We start from the raw sequence: 21,775 nt of genomic DNA, 5'->3' as shown, positions 1-21,775 counted from the left end.
TGGCGGGCAGCGGCTGATCGTCGAAGTGATAGCGCGCCGGTGTTTCAAAGCGGTTAATTCAATGGCGGAGTGACGCAAGGGAATAGATCGTTCCGTGAGGCCACCAAAGTCCAATGGCCGGCCTGTCCCGGCTGTGACAGGGTCGCCTCAAGACGGATCGATCCCGGCCCCGAGCCTCGCGCCGCGCCGGAGACGAAGGCAACCCACACCGATGACCAGCGCGCTCTACACCGTCCATGCCTTCGAGGATCTGGCTATCGGCCAGAGCGAAAGCCTGATGCGCACGGTGATGGAGCGCGACGTTTCGCTGTTCGCCGACCTCTCGGGCGACGCCAATCCGATCCATCTCTGCGACCGCTATGCCGCCTCGACCAAGTTCGGCCAGCGCATCGCTCATGGCATGCTGACCGCGAGCCTCGTCTCGGCACTGCTCGGCACGCGCCTGCCCGGTCCCGGCGCGGTCTATCTGTCGCAGACCCTGACCTTCCTCGCGCCGGTGAAGATCGGCGACGTCGTCACAGCCCGTGTCGAGGTGATCGAGCTGGTGGCCGAGCGCCGCCGCGCGCGGCTGTTCTGCGAGTGTCTGGTCGACGGCAAGGCCGTCCTGGAGGGCGAGGCCTGGGTCGCCCTGCCGCCGCCCCGGCCGAGGAACTGAAGACCGGGCATTGAACGCGTCCGGCTTGACGCCTCGCCGCGTCTGGCCAATGACGGGGCCTGCCCGGCGCTCGCCCGGGCGTCCGGACCGTCCTGCCCGATGATCTCTCCTGCCGACGCACCTTCAAGCTTCGTGCTCGAACTCGACAAGCCGATCCCGGCCGCATTGCGCGGCCGGGTCATGGCGCTCGGCAATTTCGATGGCGTCCATCGCGGCCATGCCGAACTCGCCCGCGAGGCCGTCGAACTTGCGGAGCGACTGGGGCGCATGCCGGCCGTGCTGACCTTCGAGCCGCATCCGCGCAGCGTGTTTCGCCCCGAGCAGCCGGTCTTCCGGCTGACGCCGCCGGCAGTGAAGACGGAGCTGCTGGCGCAGCTCGGGCTGCCACTGACCTTCGTGCTGCCCTTCAGCCGCGACATCGCTGCGATCCATGCCGAGGCCTTCGTCGACGATCTGCTGCTCGGCAAACTCGGGGCGGCCGGGCTGGTCTGCGGCTTCGATTTCCATTTCGGGCAGGGGCGCAGTGGCTCGCCGGAGATGCTGGAGGCGCGTGCGATGGTCGATGCGGCCCCCGTCGTGGTCGTGCCGCCCTATGCCTTTGCCGGCGAGACGGTCTCCTCGACGCTGATCCGCACGGCGCTGGAACAGGGCGATGTCGCCCGCGCCGCAGAATTCCTCGGCCGGCCCTGGTTCGTGCGTGGCGTAGTCGCCCATGGCGACAAGCGCGGGCGCGATCTCGGCTACCCCACCGCCAACATGCATCTTGCCCGCGACTGCCGGCTGAAGCACGGCATCTATGCGGTGCGCATGAAGATCGACGGCGTCTGGCATGACGGCGTCGCCAGCTTCGGCAGCCGGCCGACCTTCGATGACGGCGCGCCGCGGCTGGAGACCTTCGTCTTCGACTTTTCGGGCGATCTCTACGGCAGGCAGGTCGATGTCGCCTTCGTCTCCTGGCTGCGCGGCGAGGCGAAGTTCGACTCGCTCGACGCACTGGTCGCGCAGATGGACGCCGACAGCCTGCGGGCGCGCGACATCCTCGCCGGGACGCCGCCCTTCCTTCCGTAGCGCGCGCCTGCTAGAAGCCGCTCATGCTCGCATTTCGTGCTACGTCGACCATCCCGCTTCGGCGAATTACGGGCCCGGCTGCCGCCCTGCGCTGACGCGTGGGAGCATGCGCAGGCCGGGATGACCACCGCTTATCCTTTCATCTCACGATGGACCGGCGCAGCGCCACGACCATGGCCCGCCCCTCCGCATTGCCCGAGCCGAGCACGATGACCGACAAGACCCCAGAAAAAGCGGAAACCGTCGACTATTCCCAGACGCTGTTCCTGCCCCTGACCGAGTTCCCGATGCGGGCCGGCCTGCCGCAGCGCGAGCCCGAACTGCTCGCCCGCTGGGCGAAGATGGACCTCTACCGCAAGCTGCGCGAGGCCGGGAAGGGGCGGGACCGCTTCGTCCTGCATGACGGCCCCCCCTATGCCAACGGCAACATCCATATCGGCCATGCGCTGAACAAGGTCCTCAAGGACCTCGTCACCCGCTCGCAGCAGATGCTCGGCCACGACTCCAACTACGTGCCGGGCTGGGACTGCCACGGGCTGCCGATCGAGTGGAAGATCGAGGAGCAGTACCGCGCCAAGGGGCTGAACAAGGACGACGTGCCGGTCGTCGAATTCCGCAAGGAATGCCGCGCCTTCGCCGAGCACTGGGTCTCGGTCCAGCGCGAGGAGTTCAAGCGCCTGGGCGTCGAGGGCGACTGGGACGATCCCTATTTGACCATGGCCTATCCGGCCGAGGCGCAGATCGCCCGCGAGATCATGAAATTCGCCGAGAGCGGCCAGCTCTATCGCGGCTCCAAGCCGGTGATGTGGTCGGTGGTCGAGAAGACCGCGCTCGCCGAGGCCGAGGTCGAATACGAGGAGCACGTCAGCGACACGGTGTTCGTGGCGTTTCCGGTGTCCGGCACGGGGCCGCTGGCTGGAGCCGCCATCGTCATCTGGACGACGACGCCCTGGACGATGCCGGGCAATCGCGCGATCTCGTTTCACAACAAGGTCGCCTATGGGCTTTATCGCGTCACCGCAGCACCGGAGAACAACTGGGCCAAGGTTGGCGCGACCTATGTCCTCGCCAAGAACCTTGCGGAAGGCGTCTTCAAGTCAGCCAAGGTCGATGCGTTCGAGCTGGTCATGGACGTGCCTGCCGATCAGCTCGCCGGTCTCACCGCCGCCCATCCCCTGCGTGGCCAGGGCTACGATTTCGACGTCCCCCTGCTCGACGGCGACCATGTCACCGACGAGGCCGGCACCGGCTTCGTCCACACCGCGCCGAGCCATGGCCGCGAGGACTTCGACGTCTGGATGGCGAACGGCCAGATGCTCGCCCGGCGCGGCATCGACACCCGCATCCCCTACACCGTCGATGCCGATGGCCGGTTCACGAAGGAGGCGCCGGGCTTCGAGGGCGCGCAGGTCATCACCGAGACCGGGAGCAAGGGCGACGCCAACGACGTCGTCATCAAGGCGCTGGCGGCCAGCGGCAACCTCGTCGCGCGCGGCCGCCTGAAGCACCAGTATCCGCATAGCTGGCGCTCGAAGAAGCCGGTCATCTTCCGCAACACGCCGCAATGGTTCATCGCGATGGACAAGGGCGTCGATACGCTCGGCAATCGCACCCTGCGCGAGGTCGCGCTCGGCGCGATCAAGGAGACCGAATGGGTCCCCGCCGCCGGCGAGAACCGCATCAACGGCATGATCGCCAACCGCCCCGACTGGGTGGTCTCGCGCCAGCGCGCCTGGGGCGTGCCGATCACCGTCTTCGTCGAGAAGGAGACCAAGGACATCCTCGTCGATGCGAAGGTCAACGCCGCCATCGCCGAAGCCTTCGAGCTTGAGGGCGCCGATGCCTGGTTCACCGACACTGACGGCGCCCGCTTCCTGAAGCCCTTCGGCTACGATCCGGCGGCCTATGAGCGCGTCACCGACGTGCTCGATGTCTGGTTCGATTCCGGCTCGACCCACGCCTTCACGCTGGAGAAGCGCGCCGATCTGCGGGCGCGGCGGCGCGGCGACGGCGGCAATGACCGCGTCATGTATCTTGAGGGTTCCGACCAGCATCGCGGCTGGTTCCATTCCTCGCTGCTCGAAAGCTGCGGCACGCGCGGCCGCGCGCCTTACGACATCGTGCTGACGCACGGCTTCTGCCTCGACGAGAGGGGCGAGAAGATGTCGAAGTCGAAGGGCAACGTCACCGCCCCGCAGGACATCATCAAGGACTCAGGCGCCGACATCCTGCGCCTCTGGGTCGCGGCTGCGGACTATTCCGACGATCTCCGCATCGGCAAGGAGATCCTCAAGACCTTCGTCGAGACCTATCGCAAGCTGCGCAACACCCAGCGCTGGATGCTGGGCACGCTCGCCCATTTCAGCGAGGACATCCGCGTCCCGGACCCGCAGACCATGCCGGAGCTGGAGCGGCTGATGCTGCACCGGCTCGCCGAACTCGGCCCGCAGGTCGAGGAAGCCTATCGGACCTATGACTATAAGAAGGTCGTGACCCTGCTCTCGCAGTTCATGAACACCGAACTCTCGGCCTTCTATTTCGACGTCCGCAAGGACGCGCTCTATTGCGATCCGCTCTCCAGCCATGTCCGCAAGAGCGCGCTGACGGTCGTCGACCATCTCTTCCGCTGCCTGACGACCTGGCTCGCTCCGATCCTGGTTTTCACGGCCGAGGAAGCCTGGCTCGAACGCTATCCGGAACAGAAGGCGCTCGACGGTTCCGTGCATCTCGAACTCTTCGCGAAGGCGCCGGCCGACTGGCTCGACCCGGAACTCGCCGAGCGCTGGAGCAAGATCCGCAAGGTCCGCCGCGTCGTCACCGGGGCGCTCGAACTGGAGCGCGCCGCCAAGCGGCTCGGCTCCTCGCTCGAGGCCGCTCCGCAGGTCTTCGTCACGGATGCCGATCTCGGCGCCGCGCTGTCGGGGGTCGATCTCGCCGAGATCGGCATCACCTCCGGCATCCGCATCGAGAGCACGGAGGGGCCGGCCGAGGCCTTCCGCCTCGCCGAGGTGCCGGGCGTCGCGGTGGTGCCGCATCGCGCGGCCGGCATCAAATGCGCCCGCTCCTGGAAATATTTCGACCCGGCGACGGCGGATGCCGCCTATCCGGCGGTGACGCCGCGTGACGCGAAGGCGCTGCGCGAACTGGGCCGGGGTGCGCCGTGAACGCCGCCCGCCGTCTCGGCGTCGCCGTCGTTCTCGTCGTCTTCCTGGCCGACCAGGCGCTGAAGCTCTGGCTGCTCTTCGGCCTGCGCCTCGCCGAGACCGGGCCCTTCGCGGTCACGCCGTTCATGAACATCGTGCTCGCCTGGAACCGCGGCATCTCCTACGGGCTGTTCCAGCAGGGCACCGATATCGGGCGCTGGGCGCTGGTGGTAGTCTCCTTCGTCGCGGCGATCTGGCTCTGGCGCTGGATGTGGCGCGAGCAGCGCCCCCTGACGGTGGTCAGCCTCGCGCTGGTCATCGGCGGCGCGCTCGGCAACGGGCTCGACCGCGCCGTCTATGGCGCCGTTGTCGACTTCGTGCACCTGCATTGGGGCGGCTTCAGCTGGTACATCTTCAACATCGCCGACGCCGCAATCGTTGTCGGGGTGGCAGGTCTGCTATATGAGTCCTTCCGTCCGGGCGCGGAAAAGACGGCATAGTTGCGTCTTCGCCATCGTTTCGCCGTTCGCCTGGGGTTTGAGACGGGGAAGAGATATCCCCGAGGGAGGATTGACATGGCTCACCGCATCCGCGTGACGCATCTGCTTCTGGCCGGCGGCCTTCTGCTCGCGGCCCAGCCCGCGCTGGCTCAGGAGGGCATGCTCTTCAAGAACCTGATGGAGGGCGTCATGGGTGGCCGGCCGGGCGACGATATCGAGTACCGGCAGCGCCCGCCGCTGGTCGTGCCCCCGAGCTCGGTCCTGCCGCGCCCGCAGGAGCCGGCGAGCACCCGCAACGCCGCCTGGCCGAACGATCCCGACGTCGCCGCCCGCCGCGCCGAGGCGCAGGGCGCCCGCGCGCCGGCTGGCTCCAATCCGAACTGGCGCAACAATCCGATGCTCAGCCAGGAGGAGCTGCGCCGCGGCCGTACCACGCGCGACGCCGGCCGCCCGGCCGTTGCCGAGGATCACAACAACTACAACAACCAGATCGCCCCGATCCGCGTCGGTCGCGAGCTGGCGACCCGCCACAACCAGGCGGCGCTCGATCAGCTCACCTATGGCGAGGAGCCGCCGCGGCGCCTGCTTTCCGAGCCGCCGGTGGGCTATCGTCGCCCGGCCGGTTCCGCTGCGCTCGGCCCCGGCCAGGGCGGCCCTGTCGAGGACAAGCAGGCCGTCGGCCAGCGTGAGTTCCTGACCGGCCAGATCCCGATGCAGTGAGGCCGCGATGCCGGAGTCGGGAAAGGCGCCCGGCTAGGCAGAACGGCTTGGCTCTGGCGTTCTACGCCGCGCCTCCCTATCTCGTGGGAACCGGATATTCCGGCGCGGGCTTCGCTGCTCGCGCCTTTTGTCCATCTGTGCGGGTGATTCCGCGCGAGCCCTCCGCATCCGCGCCAGTCATGGAGACGGCCCAAGGTGAACATGCATTCGCAGCAGCCCAAGGCCGCCCAGCCGGTCGAGTCCTTCCAGCTCGCCAATGGCATGGATGTTGTCGTCGTGACGGACCATCGCGCGCCGGTCGTCACCCATATGGTCTGGTATCGCAACGGCTCGGCCGATGACCCGGCCGGCAAGTCCGGCATCGCGCATTTTCTCGAGCACCTGATGTTCAAGGGCACGGCCAAATGGCCGGCCGGCGAGTTCTCCCGGATCGTGGCGGGCTATGGCGGGCAGGAGAACGCCTTCACCTCCTTCGACTACACCGCCTATTTCCAGCGCGTGCCGAAGGAGCATCTGCGCGCGATGATGGATTACGAGGCGGACCGCATGACCGGCCTCGCCTTCGACGAGAGCGTCGTTGGTCCCGAGCGCGACGTCGTGCTGGAAGAGCGCAAGATGCGCGTCGATTCCGACCCGGCCGCCCAGCTCGGCGAGGAGTTCTCCTCGGCGCTCTTCGTGCACCACCCCTACGGCACGCCGATCATCGGCTGGGAGCACGAGATCGAGGAACTCAACCGCGACGACGCCTTCGCCTACTACCAGCGCTTCTACACGCCAGAGAACGCCATTCTGGTCGTCGCCGGCGACACCGATGCTACGACCGTGCGCCGCCTCGCCGAGGAAACCTATGGCGCCATTCCAGCGCGCGGCGAGACACCCGTCCGCAAGCGTCCGGCCGAGCCCGATCCGCGTGCCGCGCGCCGCGTCTCGCTCTCCGATCCGCGCGTGCGCCAGCCTTCGCTGCGGCGCGGCTGGCTGACTCCGACCTATCTCAGCGGTGACTCGACGGAGGTCTTCGCGCTCGAGATCGCGGCCGAGATCTTGGGCGGCGGCACCACCTCGCGGCTTTACCGCAAGCTCTGCGTCGAGGACGAACTCGCCGCGGGCGCCAGCGCCTATTTCATGGGTTCGATGGTCGATCGCGCTGCCTTCCAGGTCTCGGCGAGCCCGCGCCCCGGCGTCGAGATGGCGACTCTGGAGGCCGGCCTCGACGCTGCGCTCGCCACCTTCCTGAGCGAGGGGCCGAGCGAGCTCGAACTCGCCCGCGCCCGTACGCGGCTTGTCGCCGAGACGATCTTCGCCCGTGACAGCCAGTCCTCGCTCGCCCGCATCTTTGGCGCCTCGCTCGCCGTCGGCGAAAGCGTCGAGGACGTGCTGGCCTGGCCCGCCCGGATCGAGGCCGTGCCGCGCGAGGCCGTTATCGAGGCCGTGCGCCGCTATCTGAGGCCGGACCGCTGCGTCACCGGCCTGCTGCTGCCGTCGGCCTGAATCAGCCGCTCCCTTCTGGACAGGGTCGCTTCGCCGGCCTGCCGTCAGGACATGACATGACATGAACGCACCCATCCCCGCTGCCGCCACCAGCCTCGCCGGCCCCTCCGTCGCCGTCCAGAAGGTCCGCTCCGCCGCGGGCATCGAGGCCTGGCTGGTCGAGGAGCACAGCCTGCCGCTGATCGCGGTCGACTTCGCCTTCGATGGCGGCGCCACGCGCGATCCCGACAACGCCGCCGGCAGCGCCTATCTGGTCTCCGGCCTGCTCGACGAGGGCGCCGGCGATCTCGACGCCGAAGCTTTTCACGGCAAGCTCGCCGACCACGCGATCAGCCTCGGCTTCGACGCGCGCCGCGACGATTTCCATGGCCATATCCAGACGCTGTCGAGCCATCGAGACACGGCCTTCGAGCTGCTCGCGCTCGCCGTCAACGCGCCGCGCTTCGATGCCGATGCCGTGGCGCGGGTGAAGGGGCAGGTCATTTCCGGCCTGCAGCGCCAGGCGCAGAACCCCGAGACGCTCTGCCGCAACGCGCTCTATGCGGCGGCCTTTGCTGGCCACCCCTACGCCCGTCCCGAGAAGGGCGATGTCGACAGCGTCTCGCGGCTTGAAGCTGCCGGCCTGAAGGCGCTCTCGCGCGGCCTGCTTGCCCGCGCCGGGCTGAAGGTCGTCGTCGTCGGTGACATCACGGCCGACGAACTGTCGCGCCGCCTCGACCAGCTTTTCGGCGCGCTGCCGGAGGGCCTGCCGCGCGCGCTGCCGGGCGAGCCCCTGCCGATCCAGGGCCTCGGCCAGACCCATGTCATCGATCTCGACGTGCCGCAGACGGTGCTGCGCTTCGTCGGCCCCGGCCTGATGCGGCATGATCCGGACTTCATCGCCGGCAGCGTGCTGAATCACATCCTCGGCGGTTCCGCCTTCACCTCGCGCCTGTTCCTCGAAGTCCGCGAGAAGCGCGGCCTCGCCTATGGCGTCTCGTCGAGCCTGATGCCGCTGCGCGAGAGCGCCATGCTGGTCGGCGGCACCGCGACCCGCAACGACCGTGCGGCCGAGTCGATGACCGTGATCCGCGAGGAGATGGCCAAGCTCGCCAACGAGGGGCCGAGCGAGGACGAGGTCGCCGAGGCCAAGCGCTACATCATCGGCTCCTATCCGCTGCGCTTCGACACCTCGCCGAAGATCGCCTCCGAACTGCTCGGCCTCGCGATCAACGGTTTCGAGCCGGACTTCCTGGCGCAGCGCAACGAACTCTTCGCGGCCGTGACGCTGTCCGACGTCAAGCGCGTGGCGGGGCGCCTCTTCGGCGATCCGCGCCTGCTGGTGCAGGCCGTCGGGCGGCCGGTCGATCTGGTTTGAATTGGCCGGAACGGTCATGCGCGGCATGATTTGAAAAGCGCGAGTCATCCCGGGCGACCGCAGGGAGACCCGGGACCCATTCCGGAACCTAACCTGCAAATGCTCCGGTATGGATCCCGGATCGGCGCCGCTGACGCGGCTTGTCCGGGATGACGGCGCGGATGGCGAGCGACAAAAGCTCCCACCCGCTATTGTCGCTGACAGCAGCAGCACGATTCGCCGCCGCTGACCTCTCCGCCCCGGAACCTTCATGTCCGTCCGCCGCCTCGATCCCGTCCTGGTCGACCGCATCGCCGCCGGCGAGGTGATCGAGCGGCCGGCTGCCGCCGTGAAGGAGCTGGTCGAGAACGCGATCGACGCCGGCGCGCGTGCCATCTCGGTCACGATTGCGGCCGGCGGGCGCGAGCTGATCCGCGTCGTCGATGACGGCGCCGGCATAACGCCGGAGGATCTGGCGCTGGCCGTCGAGCGCCATGCCACCTCGAAGCTCCCGGATGGCGATCTCTTCGCGATCGACACGCTCGGTTTTCGTGGCGAGGCGCTGCCCTCGATCGGCTCCGTCGCGCGGCTCTCGATTGCGACCCGCCGCCATGACGCGCCGCAAGGAGCAGGCCTCGTCGTCGAGGCCGGCGAGAAGGGCGTCGTGCGTCCTGTCGCCGCCGCACCCGGCACGCGCATCGAGGTCAGCGATCTCTTCGCCTTCACCCCGGCGCGCCTCAAATTCCTGAAGAGCGACCGGGCCGAGGCGCAGGCCGTCTCGGAGATGCTGCGCCGTCTCGCCATCGCCCATCCGGCGATCCGCTTTTCGCTGGAGGGCGAGCATGTCTCCCCGTTCGACTGGCCGGCCGAGGCCCTGGGCGAGGACGGCCAGCTGCGCCGGCTCGGCCGGGCGCTCGGGCGCGATTTCCCGGAAAATGCGCTCAGGCTCGATGCGGCGCGCGAGGGCTTCCGCGTCACCGGCTTTGCCGGCCTGCCGACCTTCCATCGCGGCACCTCGGCCGGCGTGCATCTCGCGGTCAACGGCCGCCCGGTGCGCGACAAGCTCCTGCTCTCGGCGGTGCGTGGCGCCTATGCCGATGTCGTGCCCTCCGACCGGCATCCCGTGCTCTTCCTCGACGTCGCCTGCGATCCGCGCCTCGTCGACGTCAACGTTCACCCGGCCAAGAGCGAGGTCCGCTTCCGCGATCCGACGCTGGTGCGCGGTCTCGTCGTCTCTGGCCTGAAGGGCGCGCTCGCCGAAGCCGGCCACCGTGCCACGACGACCGGCGGTGCCCGGACCCTGGAGGCCTTCCGCGCCGTCTTTGCGGGCACCGGCAACCCGAATGCCCCGATGCGTCCGAACCTGCCCGGCACGCCGGCCTGGGCCACGCCTGCGGCAGGCTTCGAGGCTCGCCCGCAGCCGGGCTTCGCCGGCTTCAACGTGTCCTCGGCCGATGCCCGCGCCCATGTCGCGGAGCCGTCGCCGGATGCGCTCGACCGTCCGCTCGGTGCCGCTCGGGCCCAGCTCCACGAAACCTATATCGTCGCGCAGACCCGTGAGGGCGTCGTCATCGTCGACCAGCACGCCGCCCATGAGCGTCTGGTCTATGAGCGGCTCAAGGCCGAACGCGCGAAGAACGGCATCGCCCGTCAGCCGCTGCTGCTGCCGGAGGTCGTCGAACTCGATCCCGTCGACGCCGATCGCCTGAATGCGGCGAGCGAAGAGCTGGACACGCTGGGCCTGCGGCTGGAGCCCTTCGGGCCGGGCGCCGTGCTGGTTCGGGAGGCGCCCCAGCAATTGGCCGGCGGCAATCTCCAGAAGCTCGTCCGCGACGTCGCCGACGCCTTGGCGGAGCATGGCCAGATGGGTTCGACACCGGGCTCGCTCGAACGCAGGCTCGATCATGTGCTGGCGACGATGGCCTGCCACAACTCCGTCCGCGCCGGGCGTCGCCTGCGCCCGGAGGAGATGGACGCCCTGCTGCGCGAGATGGAGGTCACGCCGAATTCCGGCCAGTGCAACCACGGCCGGCCGACCTATGTCGAACTGAAGCTCAGCGATATCGAGAAGCTGTTCGGGCGGCGGTGAGCGGGAGCTGCCGTGATCTGCGTTCATCTGTTGCAAGTCGGCGGCGGTACAGGCCGTGAGTTATCGCATTCGCGTTTGAAAATCATTATCACATTGAAAGATAAGAGTATTTTGTTTTCCTGCGGAGAATTTCCGCGCGTGCTCTCCCGGGGATACGACGGGGCGATTTACCCTCTGTTAACCAATCCGGCCCTACACAGAATCAACCGAAAATTTACCAAGATGACCAGCGTGTTAACCCAACCCCGGCCCATTCGCCTCAAGGGGCGAAGCTTCCTTGCGCTTGCGCTGACCCCGGAACTCCCCTTCGAGGAGTGGCTGGCGCGCCTCGACGATCTGGCCTCCCGGTCCACCGGCTTCTTCATGCGCCGGCCGGTGGTGCTCGATATCGGCGGGCTGGAGATCGATCGGTCGCAGCTTCGCGACCTCGTCGACAAGCTCGGTACACGCCATGTCCGAATCATGGGCATCGAAGGAGCGCGACCCTCGCTGCTCGATTCGAGCCTGCCGCCGGCGATGGCCGATGGTCGGCCGACCTCCGACATCGAGGCGCCCGTCGCCGAAGCGGCGGCCCAATCTGCGACCGTCGAAAGCGTCGCGGCTCCGGCTCTGCTGCCGGCGAAGGCCGCGCCCTCCATCGTCGTGACCGAGCCCGTGCGCTCGGGGCAATCGCTCATCTTCATCGAAGGCGACGTGACCATCGTCGGATCGGTTGCATCCGGGGCCGAGGTCATCGCCGGGGGATCGATCCACGTCTACGGCACGCTGAGAGGCCGCGCGATGGCCGGCACGATGGGCAACGCCTCAGCGCGGATCTTCTGCCGCAAGCTCGAAGCGGAATTGGTCGCCATCGACGGCTACTACAAGACAGCCGAGGACCTCGGGGCCGATCTGCGCGGCAAGGCCGTCCAGTTCTGGCTGGAAGGCGACACTTTCAAATCCGGATCACTCGCCTGATCCGACGGCATCCGACATCAACAGGAGAGGTCTATGGGCAAGGTCATCGTGGTCACATCGGGCAAGGGCGGCGTCGGCAAGACGACGTCGTCGGCCGCACTCGGAGCGGCCCTTGCACAGACCGGCGACAAGGTCGTGGTGGTGGATTTCGACGTCGGGCTGCGCAATCTCGACCTGATCATGGGCGCCGAGCGGCGGGTGGTCTATGACCTCGTCAACGTGATCCAGGGCGAGGCCAAGCTGACGCAGGCCCTGATCCGCGACAAGCGGCTCGAGACGCTCTATCTGCTGCCGGCCTCGCAGACACGCGACAAGGACAATCTCACCGCGGACGGCGTCGAGAAGGTCATCGCCGCCCTGAAGAGCGTCTTCGACTGGGTGATCTGCGACAGCCCGGCCGGCATCGAGCGCGGCGCGACGCTGGCCATGCGCCATGCCGACGTGGCCATCGTCGTGACCAATCCGGAGGTCTCCTCCGTGCGCGATTCCGACCGCATCATCGGCCTGCTCGATTCCAAGACGGTCAAGGCCGAGAACGGCGAGCGCATGGAGAAGCATCTGCTTCTCACCCGTTACGACCCGGCCCGGGCCGAGCGCGGCGACATGCTGAAGGTCGACGACGTTCTCGAAATCCTGTCGATCCCGTTGCTCGGTATCATCCCGGAAAGCATGGAGGTTCTGCGGGCCTCCAATCTCGGCACACCCGTGACGCTTGCCGATGAGCGCAGCGTGCCGGCCGTTGCCTATTTCCAGGCGGCTCGCCGCCTCAAGGGCGAAGATCTGCCGATCACCATTCCGGGCGAAAGGCGCGGCTTCTTCGGCAAGATGTTCGGAAGGAAAGCGGCATGAACCTCCGTCGCTTCTTCACCCGCTCCCAGTCGGCCCCGGCCGCGCGGGATCGCCTGCAACTGCTGCTCGCCCATGAGCGCGCTTCGGCGGGCGGACCCGATCTCCTAGTCAAGCTGCGGGACGAAATCCTGCGCGCCATCGCAAAGCACGTACAGATCGACGGTGACAAGGTCAGCGTCAAGATGGAGCGCGGCGCCCAAGTCTCGACGCTGGCCGTCGACATCGAGATCCCGTTCGAGGCAGGCAAAAAGGCGGCCTAGCGAGAGCCGCCTTCGCGACAAGCCGTTGTTCTGCGCTGTCGGGCGAGGATGACCAGGGAATGCCGCCCTCTCGGCGGCGTTCCTGTTTTTCCGCTTCGCCGCGAGGTCCTGTTCAGGACCTCGCGGTCTCGGCCGCCCGCAGCAAGATCACCTGCGTCTCGCCATATGTCCGGCGTTCCAGCGTCTGGAAGCCCGCGGGGAGCGCGATCTCGACATCGCCGGCCTCCTCCAGCACGACCAGCGCGCCCGGCTCCAGCCAGCCGCCGTCGCGGGCCGAGAGCAGCGCGGTCTCACCCAGTCCCCTGCGATAGGGCGGGTCGCAGAAGACCACGCCGAAGGGCGCCATCGGGCCGATCGCGCCGAGCTTGGTCGCGTCGCGCCGGAAGATGCGGCTGTGGCCGGCGAGGCCAAGCGCCGTCTGGTTCTCGCGGATCAGCCCGCGCGCCTCCGTCCCGTCATCGACCAGCAACGCAAAGCCCGCGCCGCGCGAGAGCGCCTCAAAGGCCATCGCACCAGTGCCCGCGAACAGGTCGAGCACGCGCGCCCCGTCGAGCGGGTCGTCATAGGCATGGGCCAGCACGTTGAAGAGCGATTCGCGCAGCCGGTCCGAGGTCGGGCGGATGCTCCCGATCCCCGGTTTCGGGCCGGCCAGAGCCCGCCCGCGCAAGCGTCCGCCGACGATCCGCATCGGCTAGCCCTCAGTCGCGCTTGCCGCCGGAGCGAGGGCCGCCGCCGGAGCGCGGGCCCTTGCCGCCGCCGGAGGGACGACCGCCACCCGGCCGACCGCCGCCACCGGGCTTGCCACCGAACGGCTTGCCGCCGAAGGATTTGCCTCCGAAGGATTTTCCGCCGCTGCGTTCACCCGTGCCGCTTCGTCCCGCCGGTCGTTCGCTGGAGCGCGCCGCATAGCTCTTTCCGGCACCGCCGGGCTTGTCGCCGAAACCGCGCGCAGCCGGGCGTCTGTCGCCGCCGCGTTCTTCGCCCGGCCGCTCGCTGAAGCGGCGGGGAGGGCGCTCGCCACCCTCGCGCGGGGCGCGCTCGGGGCGGTCGCCGCGGGGGCTGCGCTCCGGCCGCTCGGCGCGTGGTGCCGCGTCCTGCCAGGGCCGCTCCTGCGTCCGGTCGCGCTCGCCACCCTCGATGCGGGGGCGGTGGACCGGGCGTTCGCGGCTCGCCGGGCGTTCCTGCGTGCGCGGCGGGCGTGCCTGTGCGGCGCCGCGCTCGCTGCGGGGCAGGCGGTCGGGCCTGCGCTTGGGATTCACGCCCTCACGGGCAGGGCGCTCCTCGCGGGAAACCCTTTCCTCGCGCGCAGAAGCGCTGACGCGCTCGACCAGCACGCGGCGGCCGCTGGGGTCCTCGATCGCCTTGCCGCGCCGGCGCACGACCTCGCCGCTGGCTTCGCGTGTCTGGCGCTCGGCCTTCGGATCGGCACCGCGGCGTGGCGGCGCCTTGCGCTCGCGCTGCGGCTCGGCCTCGGCATCGCGCCAGACGGTGCGCTTCCACGGCTTGTCGCTGCGGTCGTCGAGCGAGGGCGTGCGGACGGCGTCGCTCTGCCAGCGCTCGCGCTCCGGCTTGCCGTCGCGGTCGCCCGACTCGCGCCGGCGCGGCCGGTCGTCGCCGCTCGGCGCAGCCTGGCTTGGGCGAGGTTTTGGCGGGGCGGCCGGGAGTTCGTCACGGCGCGGCGCCTCGAAATCGACGCCGGCCTTCGCCATCAGCTCCTCGCCGAGCTGGTCCTTGAGCACGCGCGAGCGAATCTCGTCCGCCTCGCCCTCGGGCAGGTCGCCGAGCTGGAATGGCCCGAACGAGACCCGGATCAGCCGGTTCACGTCGAGGCCGAGATGCTCCAGCACCGTCTTGACCTCACGGTTCTTGCCCTCGCGCAGGTCGACCGTCAGCCAGGTGTTCGAGCCCTGCTGGCGCTCGAAGCGCGCCACGACCGGGCCGTAGGAGATGCCCTCGATGGTGACGCCGTCGCGGAGCGTGTCGAGCTTGTCCTGCGTCACCGAGCCGAAGGCGCGCACGCGGTAGCGCCGCAGCCAGCCGGTCTCGGGCAGTTCCAGCATGCGGGCCAGTCCGCCGTCATTGGTCAGGAGCAGGAGGCCTTCGGTGTTGATGTCGAGCCGTCCGATCGACAGCACGCGCGGCAGATCCTCCGGCAGCGCGTCGAACACGGTCGGCCGGCCTTCGGGATCGTGGTTGGTCGTCACGAGGCCGCGAGGCTTGTGGTAGAGCCACATCCGCGTGCGCTCACGCACCGGCATGGGCTCGCCATCGATCAGCACGACATCGTCGGGGCCGACATCGAGCGCCGGGCTCTCCAGAACCTTGCCGTTCACGCTGACGCGGCCTTCGGCGATCATCGCCTCGCTGTCGCGGCGCGAGGCGACGCCGGCGCGCGCCATCACCTTGGCGATGCGCTCGGGCTCCTGCACCAGCGATGGCAGCAGCTTGGCTTCGGAAACGGGCGCCTCCTCGCGCGAACGACGTGGCCGCTCGGGCCTGTCGGAGCGGGGACGGTCGAAACGCTTGCCGCCCGCGCCGCCGGAACGCTCGCCACGCGGCGCGAAGCCCTCGCGCGGAGGCCGGCTCGAACCGCGTTCGCCGTCGGGGCGTGCCCGGAACGGCCGTTCGCCGCCCTCGCGCGGGGGCCTGCTGGAGCTGCGCTCGCCCTCGGGGCGTGCCCGGAACGGCCGCGCCGGGCCATCCGCGCGCGCCGGCCGCTCGGCACTGTCGCTGCGGCCCCGGAATGGCTTGCGTTCGCCGCCTGCCGACGCGCCGGAGCGCGGGTCCTTGCCGCCGAAGCCTTTGCCGCCGAAGCCGCCGCCATCGCGTCCGCCGCCCGATCCGCCACCACGGCCGCCGGTTCCGCCGCCCTTGCGCGGGCCCCGGCTTTTCTGATTGTTGTCGTCGCTCATGATCGCTCCTGAGCGTGCCGCGCCGAAAGTGACTTGCACTTTCGCGAAAGGGACAGGCTCGAATTCTTGGTATAGCCGGCGCTTGTAGCAGAGCGCTCCCGTGCCTGCGAGCGCCAAAACGGAGGTCCGATGCCGCAATCGCGCCCAATGCCGGTGTCTGGGGCCAAGCTGCCTGACGCCATGGCGCTCGCCTTCGATGAGGCGCGGGCCGCGGCGGCGCGGGGCGAGGTGCCGGTCGGCGCCGTCGTGACGCGGGACGGCGTCGTGCTCGCCCGTGCCGGCAACCGCACGCTGGAGCTGAAGGACCCGACCGCCCATGCCGAGATGCTGGCGCTGCGCCTGGCCTGCCAGGAGATCGGTTCCGAGCGGCTGATCGGCTGCGATCTCCACGTCACGCTCGAGCCCTGCCCGATGTGCGCGGCCGCGATCTCCTTCGCCCGCATCCGCAGGCTCTATTTCGGCGCGGGCGACCCCAAGGGCGGCGCGGTCGAGAACGGCGTCAGGCTTTACGCCAGCCCCAGCTGCCACCATGCGCCGGAGGTCTATGGCGGCCTGCGCGAGAGCGAGGCGGCGGACCTGCTGCGCAGCTTCTTTCAGGGCCGGCGCTAGAGCCTCGGCCGGAAAAGTGGAATTCGGTTTTCGGGAAAAGCCGATGCAAGAACAAGGAACTTCAGCATCGATCCGGCGGTGGCGTCAGTTGGCGACCGGCGCCATCGGCTCGGGCATGCTGCCCGCATCGAGATGTCTGGCCATCGCGCCCGTCTCGATCCGCTCCGATCCGTCCACGACGATGGCGAGAGTGTCGATCGCGGCGAGGGCCTCGCGCCGCGCCTGCTCGATCTCGGCGATCTGCGCCTGGGCGTAGAGCGCGCGCGCAAACAGAGCGACGCGCATGACGGCGAGATAGGTGGCGTCTTCCAGCTCAGGCGAGATCACGACGAAGCGCAGCACGTTTTCGACATGCGTCTCGGCGCTGGGGCCGAGCGCCTTGGCGTTCAGCACGCCAGCCCGCAAGACGGTGCTGCGCAGCGTCTCGATCTCCGATGTCAGATAGTTCTGCACCTCGTCGGCCATCCACGCCTCCATGACGGAACGTACGTATCCAGGCGACGTTACCATAGGGTAGACGGGGCTGCGTGGGTCGACGCGTTGATCGGTTAGCCAGCCGTCAATGCAGTCGCAAAAATCATAGCGGTTTCGGCATCGCGCTGTGTTGCCGGCCGGTGCCGTCTCATGCGGCCTAACGCATTCCGAACGCGACATCGCCATGGAATGACCCGATCCGGTCCAGCTTCAGGGCCCATTCGCGCGGCTAGATCGGCGCTCATCCGCAACCGATGGAAGGATACGTCATGCGCATGATCATGCTGGCGGCGGCAGGAACCGCCTTCATTCTGGCCGGCCCCGTTAGCGCCCAGGCTCCCAATGCCCAGGCTCCCAATGCCCAGGCTCCCAATGCCCAACCTCCCGCGGTGGCGCCCGCTGCGCCGAACCCGCAGGCTCCCGCGCCAGCACCTGCGATCAAGACCGTGAGTGTGGTCGAACTCGGCGAGCTTCCCGAGGACACCCGCATCCAGGTCAATCAGCTTCTCGCGACCCGCACGGCAGACCAGCTCGAGCGCCTTCGCAAGGCCATCGAAGGCGCGCCGGCCGCGAAATCCGCGCTCGAAGCCAAGGGCTTCTCATCTCGCGACGTGGTGATCGCCCAGATCGACGATGCGGGCGAATTGACCATCGTGACGAAGAAGGCCGGTTGATCGAAGCGCTGCCCGGCGCCGCCGTGGCGCCGGGTCGTCTGCCTGTCTGCAATCGATCGCGGGCGGAAAAGATGATGCCTGCAAAGGCCGAATGTCGTTTTGTCATCGAGGCGGATAAATGCCGAAAATGGAGACGATAGGACAGTAATTCGCGACATAAAATTAAGACAAGGTCGAGAGAGGGCGTATTTTCCCGCCGTTTTGCCGAATTGCAAATATGGATATCTCGAACGCCTAGCTGCGTGGATATAGTTGCAGCTCATTTGATTGCGGCGTGCCTTGTTTTGGTCCTCTGGATAATCTAATGGCTCGCGTGAACCGCACAGCCAGACCATGTGATGGTGGCTGTAGCCTTCCATTCACATGATGTCGTTAGGTAAGTAATGCGTAGTATTGTTGTGGCGTTGATCTTGACGGTCGCCCTGCCTGTGTTTGCCCATGCAGACTCGGCGATCAAGCAGGTGTCCTTCCAGCCCCAGGTCAGGGGGCTGGGCTGTCTCAAGCCCGACACGGTCGCCATGATCAAGGAACTGACCGACAGGATCGGTGCCATCCAGATCACCTCGACCTGCGGCGGACGCCATGCCCGGCACTCCCAGCACTATCGCGGCAAGGCGATCGACTTCCGGCCGCTCGCCACCTCCGCCCGCAAGGCGGTCGCCGTGGCCAAGACGCTCGACGCAACCGGCGGCGTCGGCTCCTACCCGAATGGCATCGTGCATGTCGATGTCGGCGACCGGGAGCTGTCCTGGTTCGGGCACAAGCGCGCCAGCCGCCGCTACGCCTACAACGCCCGCCGCTGAGGCTAGCCGGCCGCGCGCAGCACGAGATAGCTGCCCAGCGCCAGCAGCCCTGCGAAGAAGCAGAGCTTGAACGCCCCGGCCGAGATGCGGTTGCGGATCACCGTCCCGGCCGCCATCCCGGCGAGGGCGGGCAGTAGGGCCAGCGCCGAATGCCCGGCGACGCTCGGGTTGAGCGCGCCTGTGCCGAGCAGCCCGACCGAGAGCGCCAGCGTCGAGACGATGAAGGAGACGCCCAGCGCCTGCACCAGCTCGTCCTTGTCGAGCCCGAGCGCCTGGAGATAAGGCACGGCCGGCAGCACGAAGACGCCGGTCGCGGCGGTCGCGATACCGGTCGCGATCCCGATCAGCGGCCCGAGCCAGCCCTCCGCTGCGGCCGGAACGCGCAGCTTCGCGGCCTTCAGCCCGACCAGCGCATAAAGCACCAGCGCGATGCCGAGCCAGAGGGTGGCCGATCCGTCCTTCTGCTGCTCCAGCAGGCCCACCCCCGCCCATGTCCCGGCGCCGATCCCGGCCAGCATCGGCCAGAGCCGCGCCAGGATCGCCTTCAGGCCCGGGCCGGTCGCGATCTGCCAGCCATTGGTGATCAGGTTGGGCACGACCAGCAGCGCGGCGGCCTGTGCCGGGGCCATCACCACGCCGAGGATACCGACCGCGATGGTCGGCAGGCCCAGCCCGATCACGCCCTTGACGAAGCCGGCCAGCAGGAAGGTCGCGGCGATGAAGAGGAGGAGCTGTGCGTTTTCCATGCCTCGCTTCTGCCATCGCCGGGCGCCGTTGTCGTCAACCCACGCTACGGTCCGCGCCGTAGTGTTCGTGCTTGCCCATGGCGGCCGGCCGCGCAAGATGACGCTGGGAGCAGATGACGATGAGCACGAACGGCCCCTATCTCGCCGAAATCGCCCATCTGATGGGAGACCCGGCCCGTGCCAACATGCTGCATGCGCTGATGGACGGCCGCGCCCTGACGGCCAAGGAACTGGCCTGGCTCGCCGGCGTGGCGCCGCAGACGGCGAGCGGACATCTCGCCAAGCTGATGGATGGCGGCCTGCTGGCCGTCGCGGTGCAGGGGCGCCATCGCTATTACCGGCTGGCCGGGTCCGAGGTCGCGCAGGCGCTGGAGGGGTTGATGGTGCTTGCCGGCACGGAGGGCACGCGCCGCCGCCTCCCCTCGCGCGTCGGTGCGGAGCTGAGCCGGGCGCGCACCTGCTACGACCATTTCGCCGGCCGGCTCGGCATCGGCATCCATGATGCGATGGTTGCGGGTGGGCATCTCCGCGTCGCCGAGGGCGGCTATGGACTGACGGGCTCGGGAGAAGCGGTATTTGCGACGCTCGGCATCGTCTCGTCGCGGCCGGGCGGCCGGCGCGCCGCCCTGCGACCCTGCCTCGACTGGAGCGAGCGCCGACCGCATCTGGCGGGCCATCTCGCCGCCGCACTGGCCTGCCGCTGCTTCGACATGGGCTGGGTCCTGCGTCGCAAGGACAGCCGCGCGGTGACGCTGACGGACGTTGGCGAGGCCGTTCTCGCCGATGCGCTGCCGGGCTTCCGCTGCGACGAGCCGGAGCTCGTCAGTTCCGCCGGTCGAGCGCCTGCGCCAGCTTTCGCTTGACCTCGTCCTTGACGGGCTGCGCGGCGTCGAGGATTGCCTTCGCCTTGAAGAAGTCGAGCCCGCCGATGCCGTCCATCCCGGCGCGGATCAGGATGTCCGGCGGCTGCCGCTCGATCATGCGCTGGACGATGGTCCGGGTCAGGATCTGGCTGACCCCGACCATCGCCTCGAGCGGCCCGGGCACGCGCGTTTCGCTGATCGTCGCGGGCGCGCTGGTATCGACCGCCATGACGATGCGGCCGGGGCCCATCAGCCGGTCATAGGGCAGGGGATTGATCGCACCGCCATCGATCAGCACGCGACCCTCGATCACGACCGGCCGGACCAGCCCCGGAATCGCGAGCGAGGCGGCGACCGCCGGCGTCAGCGGTCCCTGGTTCAGCGAGACCTCGGCATGGAGGTGATAATCGGTCGCCGTCGCTATGAACAGAATTCCCAACCCGTCGAACCGATCCGGCACCGCGTCGGGCCAGAACAGGTCGAGCAGGCGCTCTCCGTCGATCAGCACCGGATTGCCGAGCCCGCGCATCAGGTCGGTGAACTTGCCGACGCGCGCGTCGAGCAGCCGCGCGATCACCCGCGCCCGGTCGCGAAAGCTCCGGATGACGTGGTCGTGCAGGTCGCGGCCCGAAAGACCGGCCGCATAGGCCGCCCCGATGATCGCGCCCATCGAGCAGCCGGCGATCACGCTTGGCCTGACACCGAGCTCGTCGAGCGCCTCCAGCACCGCGATATGGCTCAGGCCACGCGCCCCGCCTGCGCCCAGAACGAGGACGAGCTCCGGCTCGATCGCAGCCGGGCGGACGACGGAGTTTCTGCTCGCCTGCGCCATCGTGCTGTTCCGCCCCGCCGCATTCAGGATTCGCCGCGCTCCTTCATAACGGCTTGCGCCATCTCGCCGAGGCTGTCGAAGCGGAAATCGTAATGCGGCATGTCGCCCGGATTCATCGTCGCGCCGAAGCCCTCGTCGCCGTGGCGCCGGTAGATCCAGCAGGAGGCGAGCCCGGCCGCGTTCGCGGGCTTGTGGTCGTGGAACATGCTCTCGGCGGTGTGGAGGATGTCGCCCTTGCCGATGCCTTGCGCGGAGAGCGCCTCCAGCATGTAGTCGAAATTCGCCGCCGCCGGCTTGTAGCTGCCGATGTCCTCGGCGGTGCAGATCGCGTCGAAGGTCACGCCGAGACGGCGGTTGCTGAGCGAAAACGACTCGTTGTCGACATTGGACAGGATCACGAGCTTGTAGTGCCGCTTCAGCACCTGCAGCGCGGCGGCGGTGTCTGGAAAGGCCGGCCAGTCGCCGACCGAGCGGCCATAGGCCTGGCATTCCTCCCAGGCCGCCGGCACGCCCCATTCCTCGGCCAGGCGCTTGTAGACGATCGCGAGCAGCTCGCTGTAGCGCTTCGTCGGCGTATGGCGCTGCTGGCCCGATTCATGCCGGGCATGGGCCTCCAGCACCGCATTGCGGCTCCGCGGCCTGCTGACCTTCGCGACGAGCGGCGCGAGCGCGGCGACCATGCCGCTCTCCCAGTCGATCAGCGTGCCATAGCAGTCGAAGGTCAGGGTGTTGAAATCGGTCAGCTTCATCGGATGCTCCGGGTCGCTTCGGTCAGGGCTGGCGCGAAGCCTACCGCC

Annotated in this window: 21 protein-coding genes; 15 read left to right on the top strand and 6 right to left on the bottom strand. The window is 68.6% G+C overall.

Translation table 11 applies throughout. The features are described 5' to 3' along the window. The first annotated feature begins 211 nt into the window (after positions 1–211). From C8D03_RS02730 to minE, 11 genes are all read left to right on the top strand, one after another. Positions 212–655, top strand: coding sequence for a MaoC family dehydratase (locus C8D03_RS02730; RefSeq protein ID WP_108044894.1), 444 nt, complete (start codon positions 212–214; stop codon positions 653–655). Positions 656–754: 99 nt separating this feature from the next. After that, complete coding sequence (locus C8D03_RS02725) at positions 755–1,723, top strand: bifunctional riboflavin kinase/FAD synthetase (RefSeq protein ID WP_108044893.1); 969 nt, start codon at positions 755–757, stop codon at positions 1,721–1,723. Between the two features lie 209 nt (positions 1,724–1,932). Then, positions 1,933–4,887 (top strand): isoleucine--tRNA ligase, encoded by a 2,955-nt coding sequence (ileS, locus tag C8D03_RS02720; protein WP_108051122.1) that lies wholly within the window; start codon positions 1,933–1,935, stop codon positions 4,885–4,887. Then, positions 4,884–5,366: a signal peptidase II gene (gene lspA, locus C8D03_RS02715; protein ID WP_108044892.1), complete on the top strand. Its 483-nt coding sequence runs from the start codon at positions 4,884–4,886 to the stop codon at positions 5,364–5,366. Before ileS ends, lspA begins: the two co-directional genes overlap by 4 nt. A gap of 75 nt (positions 5,367–5,441) precedes the next feature. Then, complete coding sequence (locus tag C8D03_RS02710; protein ID WP_108044891.1) at positions 5,442–6,086, top strand: hypothetical protein; 645 nt, start codon at positions 5,442–5,444, stop codon at positions 6,084–6,086. 201 nt (positions 6,087–6,287) lie between these two features. Further along, a complete protein-coding gene (locus C8D03_RS02705) occupies positions 6,288–7,574 on the top strand; it encodes a M16 family metallopeptidase (protein ID WP_108044890.1) in 1,287 nt (428 codons plus the stop codon). Between the two features lie 61 nt (positions 7,575–7,635). Continuing rightward, a complete protein-coding gene (locus tag C8D03_RS02700) occupies positions 7,636–8,931 on the top strand; it encodes a M16 family metallopeptidase (RefSeq protein WP_108044889.1) in 1,296 nt (431 codons plus the stop codon). Between the two features lie 250 nt (positions 8,932–9,181). After that, positions 9,182–10,999 carry a DNA mismatch repair endonuclease MutL gene (gene mutL, locus C8D03_RS02695; RefSeq protein WP_108044888.1) on the top strand — a complete coding sequence of 606 codons (1,818 nt, stop codon included), beginning with the start codon at positions 9,182–9,184 and terminating at the stop codon, positions 10,997–10,999. Positions 11,000–11,221: 222 nt separating this feature from the next. Beyond that, entirely contained in the window at positions 11,222–11,956 is a 735-nt protein-coding gene (gene minC / locus C8D03_RS02690) for a septum site-determining protein MinC (RefSeq protein WP_108044887.1), read from the top strand. A gap of 33 nt (positions 11,957–11,989) precedes the next feature. Further along, complete coding sequence (gene minD, locus C8D03_RS02685) at positions 11,990–12,805, top strand: septum site-determining protein MinD (RefSeq protein ID WP_108044886.1); 816 nt, start codon at positions 11,990–11,992, stop codon at positions 12,803–12,805. Further along, positions 12,802–13,065 (top strand): cell division topological specificity factor MinE, encoded by a 264-nt coding sequence (gene minE / locus C8D03_RS02680; protein ID WP_108044885.1) that lies wholly within the window; start codon positions 12,802–12,804, stop codon positions 13,063–13,065. The genes minD and minE overlap by 4 nt, the downstream gene beginning before the upstream one ends. A gap of 112 nt (positions 13,066–13,177) precedes the next feature. On the opposite strand, the gene rsmD is transcribed toward minE, so the two are convergent. After that, a complete protein-coding gene (gene rsmD, locus C8D03_RS02675) occupies positions 13,178–13,753 on the bottom strand; it encodes a 16S rRNA (guanine(966)-N(2))-methyltransferase RsmD (protein ID WP_108044884.1) in 576 nt (191 codons plus the stop codon). Positions 13,754–13,763: 10 nt separating this feature from the next. Next, complete coding sequence (locus C8D03_RS02670) at positions 13,764–15,977, bottom strand: pseudouridine synthase (protein ID WP_181300619.1); 2,214 nt, start codon at positions 15,975–15,977, stop codon at positions 13,764–13,766. A gap of 180 nt (positions 15,978–16,157) precedes the next feature. On the opposite strand from C8D03_RS02670, the gene C8D03_RS02665 reads away from it, so the two are divergent. Continuing rightward, entirely contained in the window at positions 16,158–16,586 is a 429-nt protein-coding gene (locus C8D03_RS02665) for a nucleoside deaminase (protein ID WP_181301281.1), read from the top strand. 84 nt (positions 16,587–16,670) lie between these two features. Here C8D03_RS02665 and C8D03_RS02660 read toward each other — a convergent pair whose 3' ends face one another. Continuing rightward, positions 16,671–17,051, bottom strand: a complete 381-nt coding sequence (locus C8D03_RS02660) for a hypothetical protein (protein ID WP_146170052.1) — start codon at positions 17,049–17,051, stop codon at positions 16,671–16,673. Between the two features lie 278 nt (positions 17,052–17,329). On the opposite strand from C8D03_RS02660, the gene C8D03_RS02655 reads away from it, so the two are divergent. Then, entirely contained in the window at positions 17,330–17,734 is a 405-nt protein-coding gene (locus C8D03_RS02655; RefSeq protein WP_146170050.1) for a hypothetical protein, read from the top strand. Positions 17,735–18,144: 410 nt separating this feature from the next. Next, positions 18,145–18,537, top strand: a complete 393-nt coding sequence (locus C8D03_RS02650; protein ID WP_210203878.1) for a peptidoglycan L,D-endopeptidase MepK — start codon at positions 18,145–18,147, stop codon at positions 18,535–18,537. A 2-nt stretch (positions 18,538–18,539) separates the two neighbouring features. Here C8D03_RS02650 and C8D03_RS02645 read toward each other — a convergent pair whose 3' ends face one another. Further along, positions 18,540–19,283 (bottom strand): sulfite exporter TauE/SafE family protein, encoded by a 744-nt coding sequence (locus C8D03_RS02645; RefSeq protein ID WP_108044879.1) that lies wholly within the window; start codon positions 19,281–19,283, stop codon positions 18,540–18,542. A gap of 119 nt (positions 19,284–19,402) precedes the next feature. On the opposite strand from C8D03_RS02645, the gene C8D03_RS02640 reads away from it, so the two are divergent. Beyond that, positions 19,403–20,146 (top strand): ArsR/SmtB family transcription factor, encoded by a 744-nt coding sequence (locus tag C8D03_RS02640; protein ID WP_108051118.1) that lies wholly within the window; start codon positions 19,403–19,405, stop codon positions 20,144–20,146. On the opposite strand, the gene C8D03_RS02635 is transcribed toward C8D03_RS02640, so the two are convergent. Beyond that, on the bottom strand, positions 20,106–20,978 hold the full coding sequence (locus C8D03_RS02635) for a patatin-like phospholipase family protein (protein WP_108044878.1): 873 nt from the start codon (positions 20,976–20,978) through the stop codon (positions 20,106–20,108). The genes C8D03_RS02640 and C8D03_RS02635 overlap by 41 nt on opposite strands. Before the next feature lie 23 nt (positions 20,979–21,001). Next, positions 21,002–21,727, bottom strand: a complete 726-nt coding sequence (locus C8D03_RS02630; RefSeq protein WP_108044877.1) for a haloacid dehalogenase type II — start codon at positions 21,725–21,727, stop codon at positions 21,002–21,004. Between the last annotated feature and the right edge of the window lie 48 nt (positions 21,728–21,775).

The sequence above is a fragment of the Bosea sp. 124 genome (assembly GCF_003046175.1).
Classification (GTDB): Bacteria; Pseudomonadota; Alphaproteobacteria; order Rhizobiales; family Beijerinckiaceae; genus Allobosea.
This window is presented reverse-complemented; position numbering and strand designations above follow the sequence as displayed.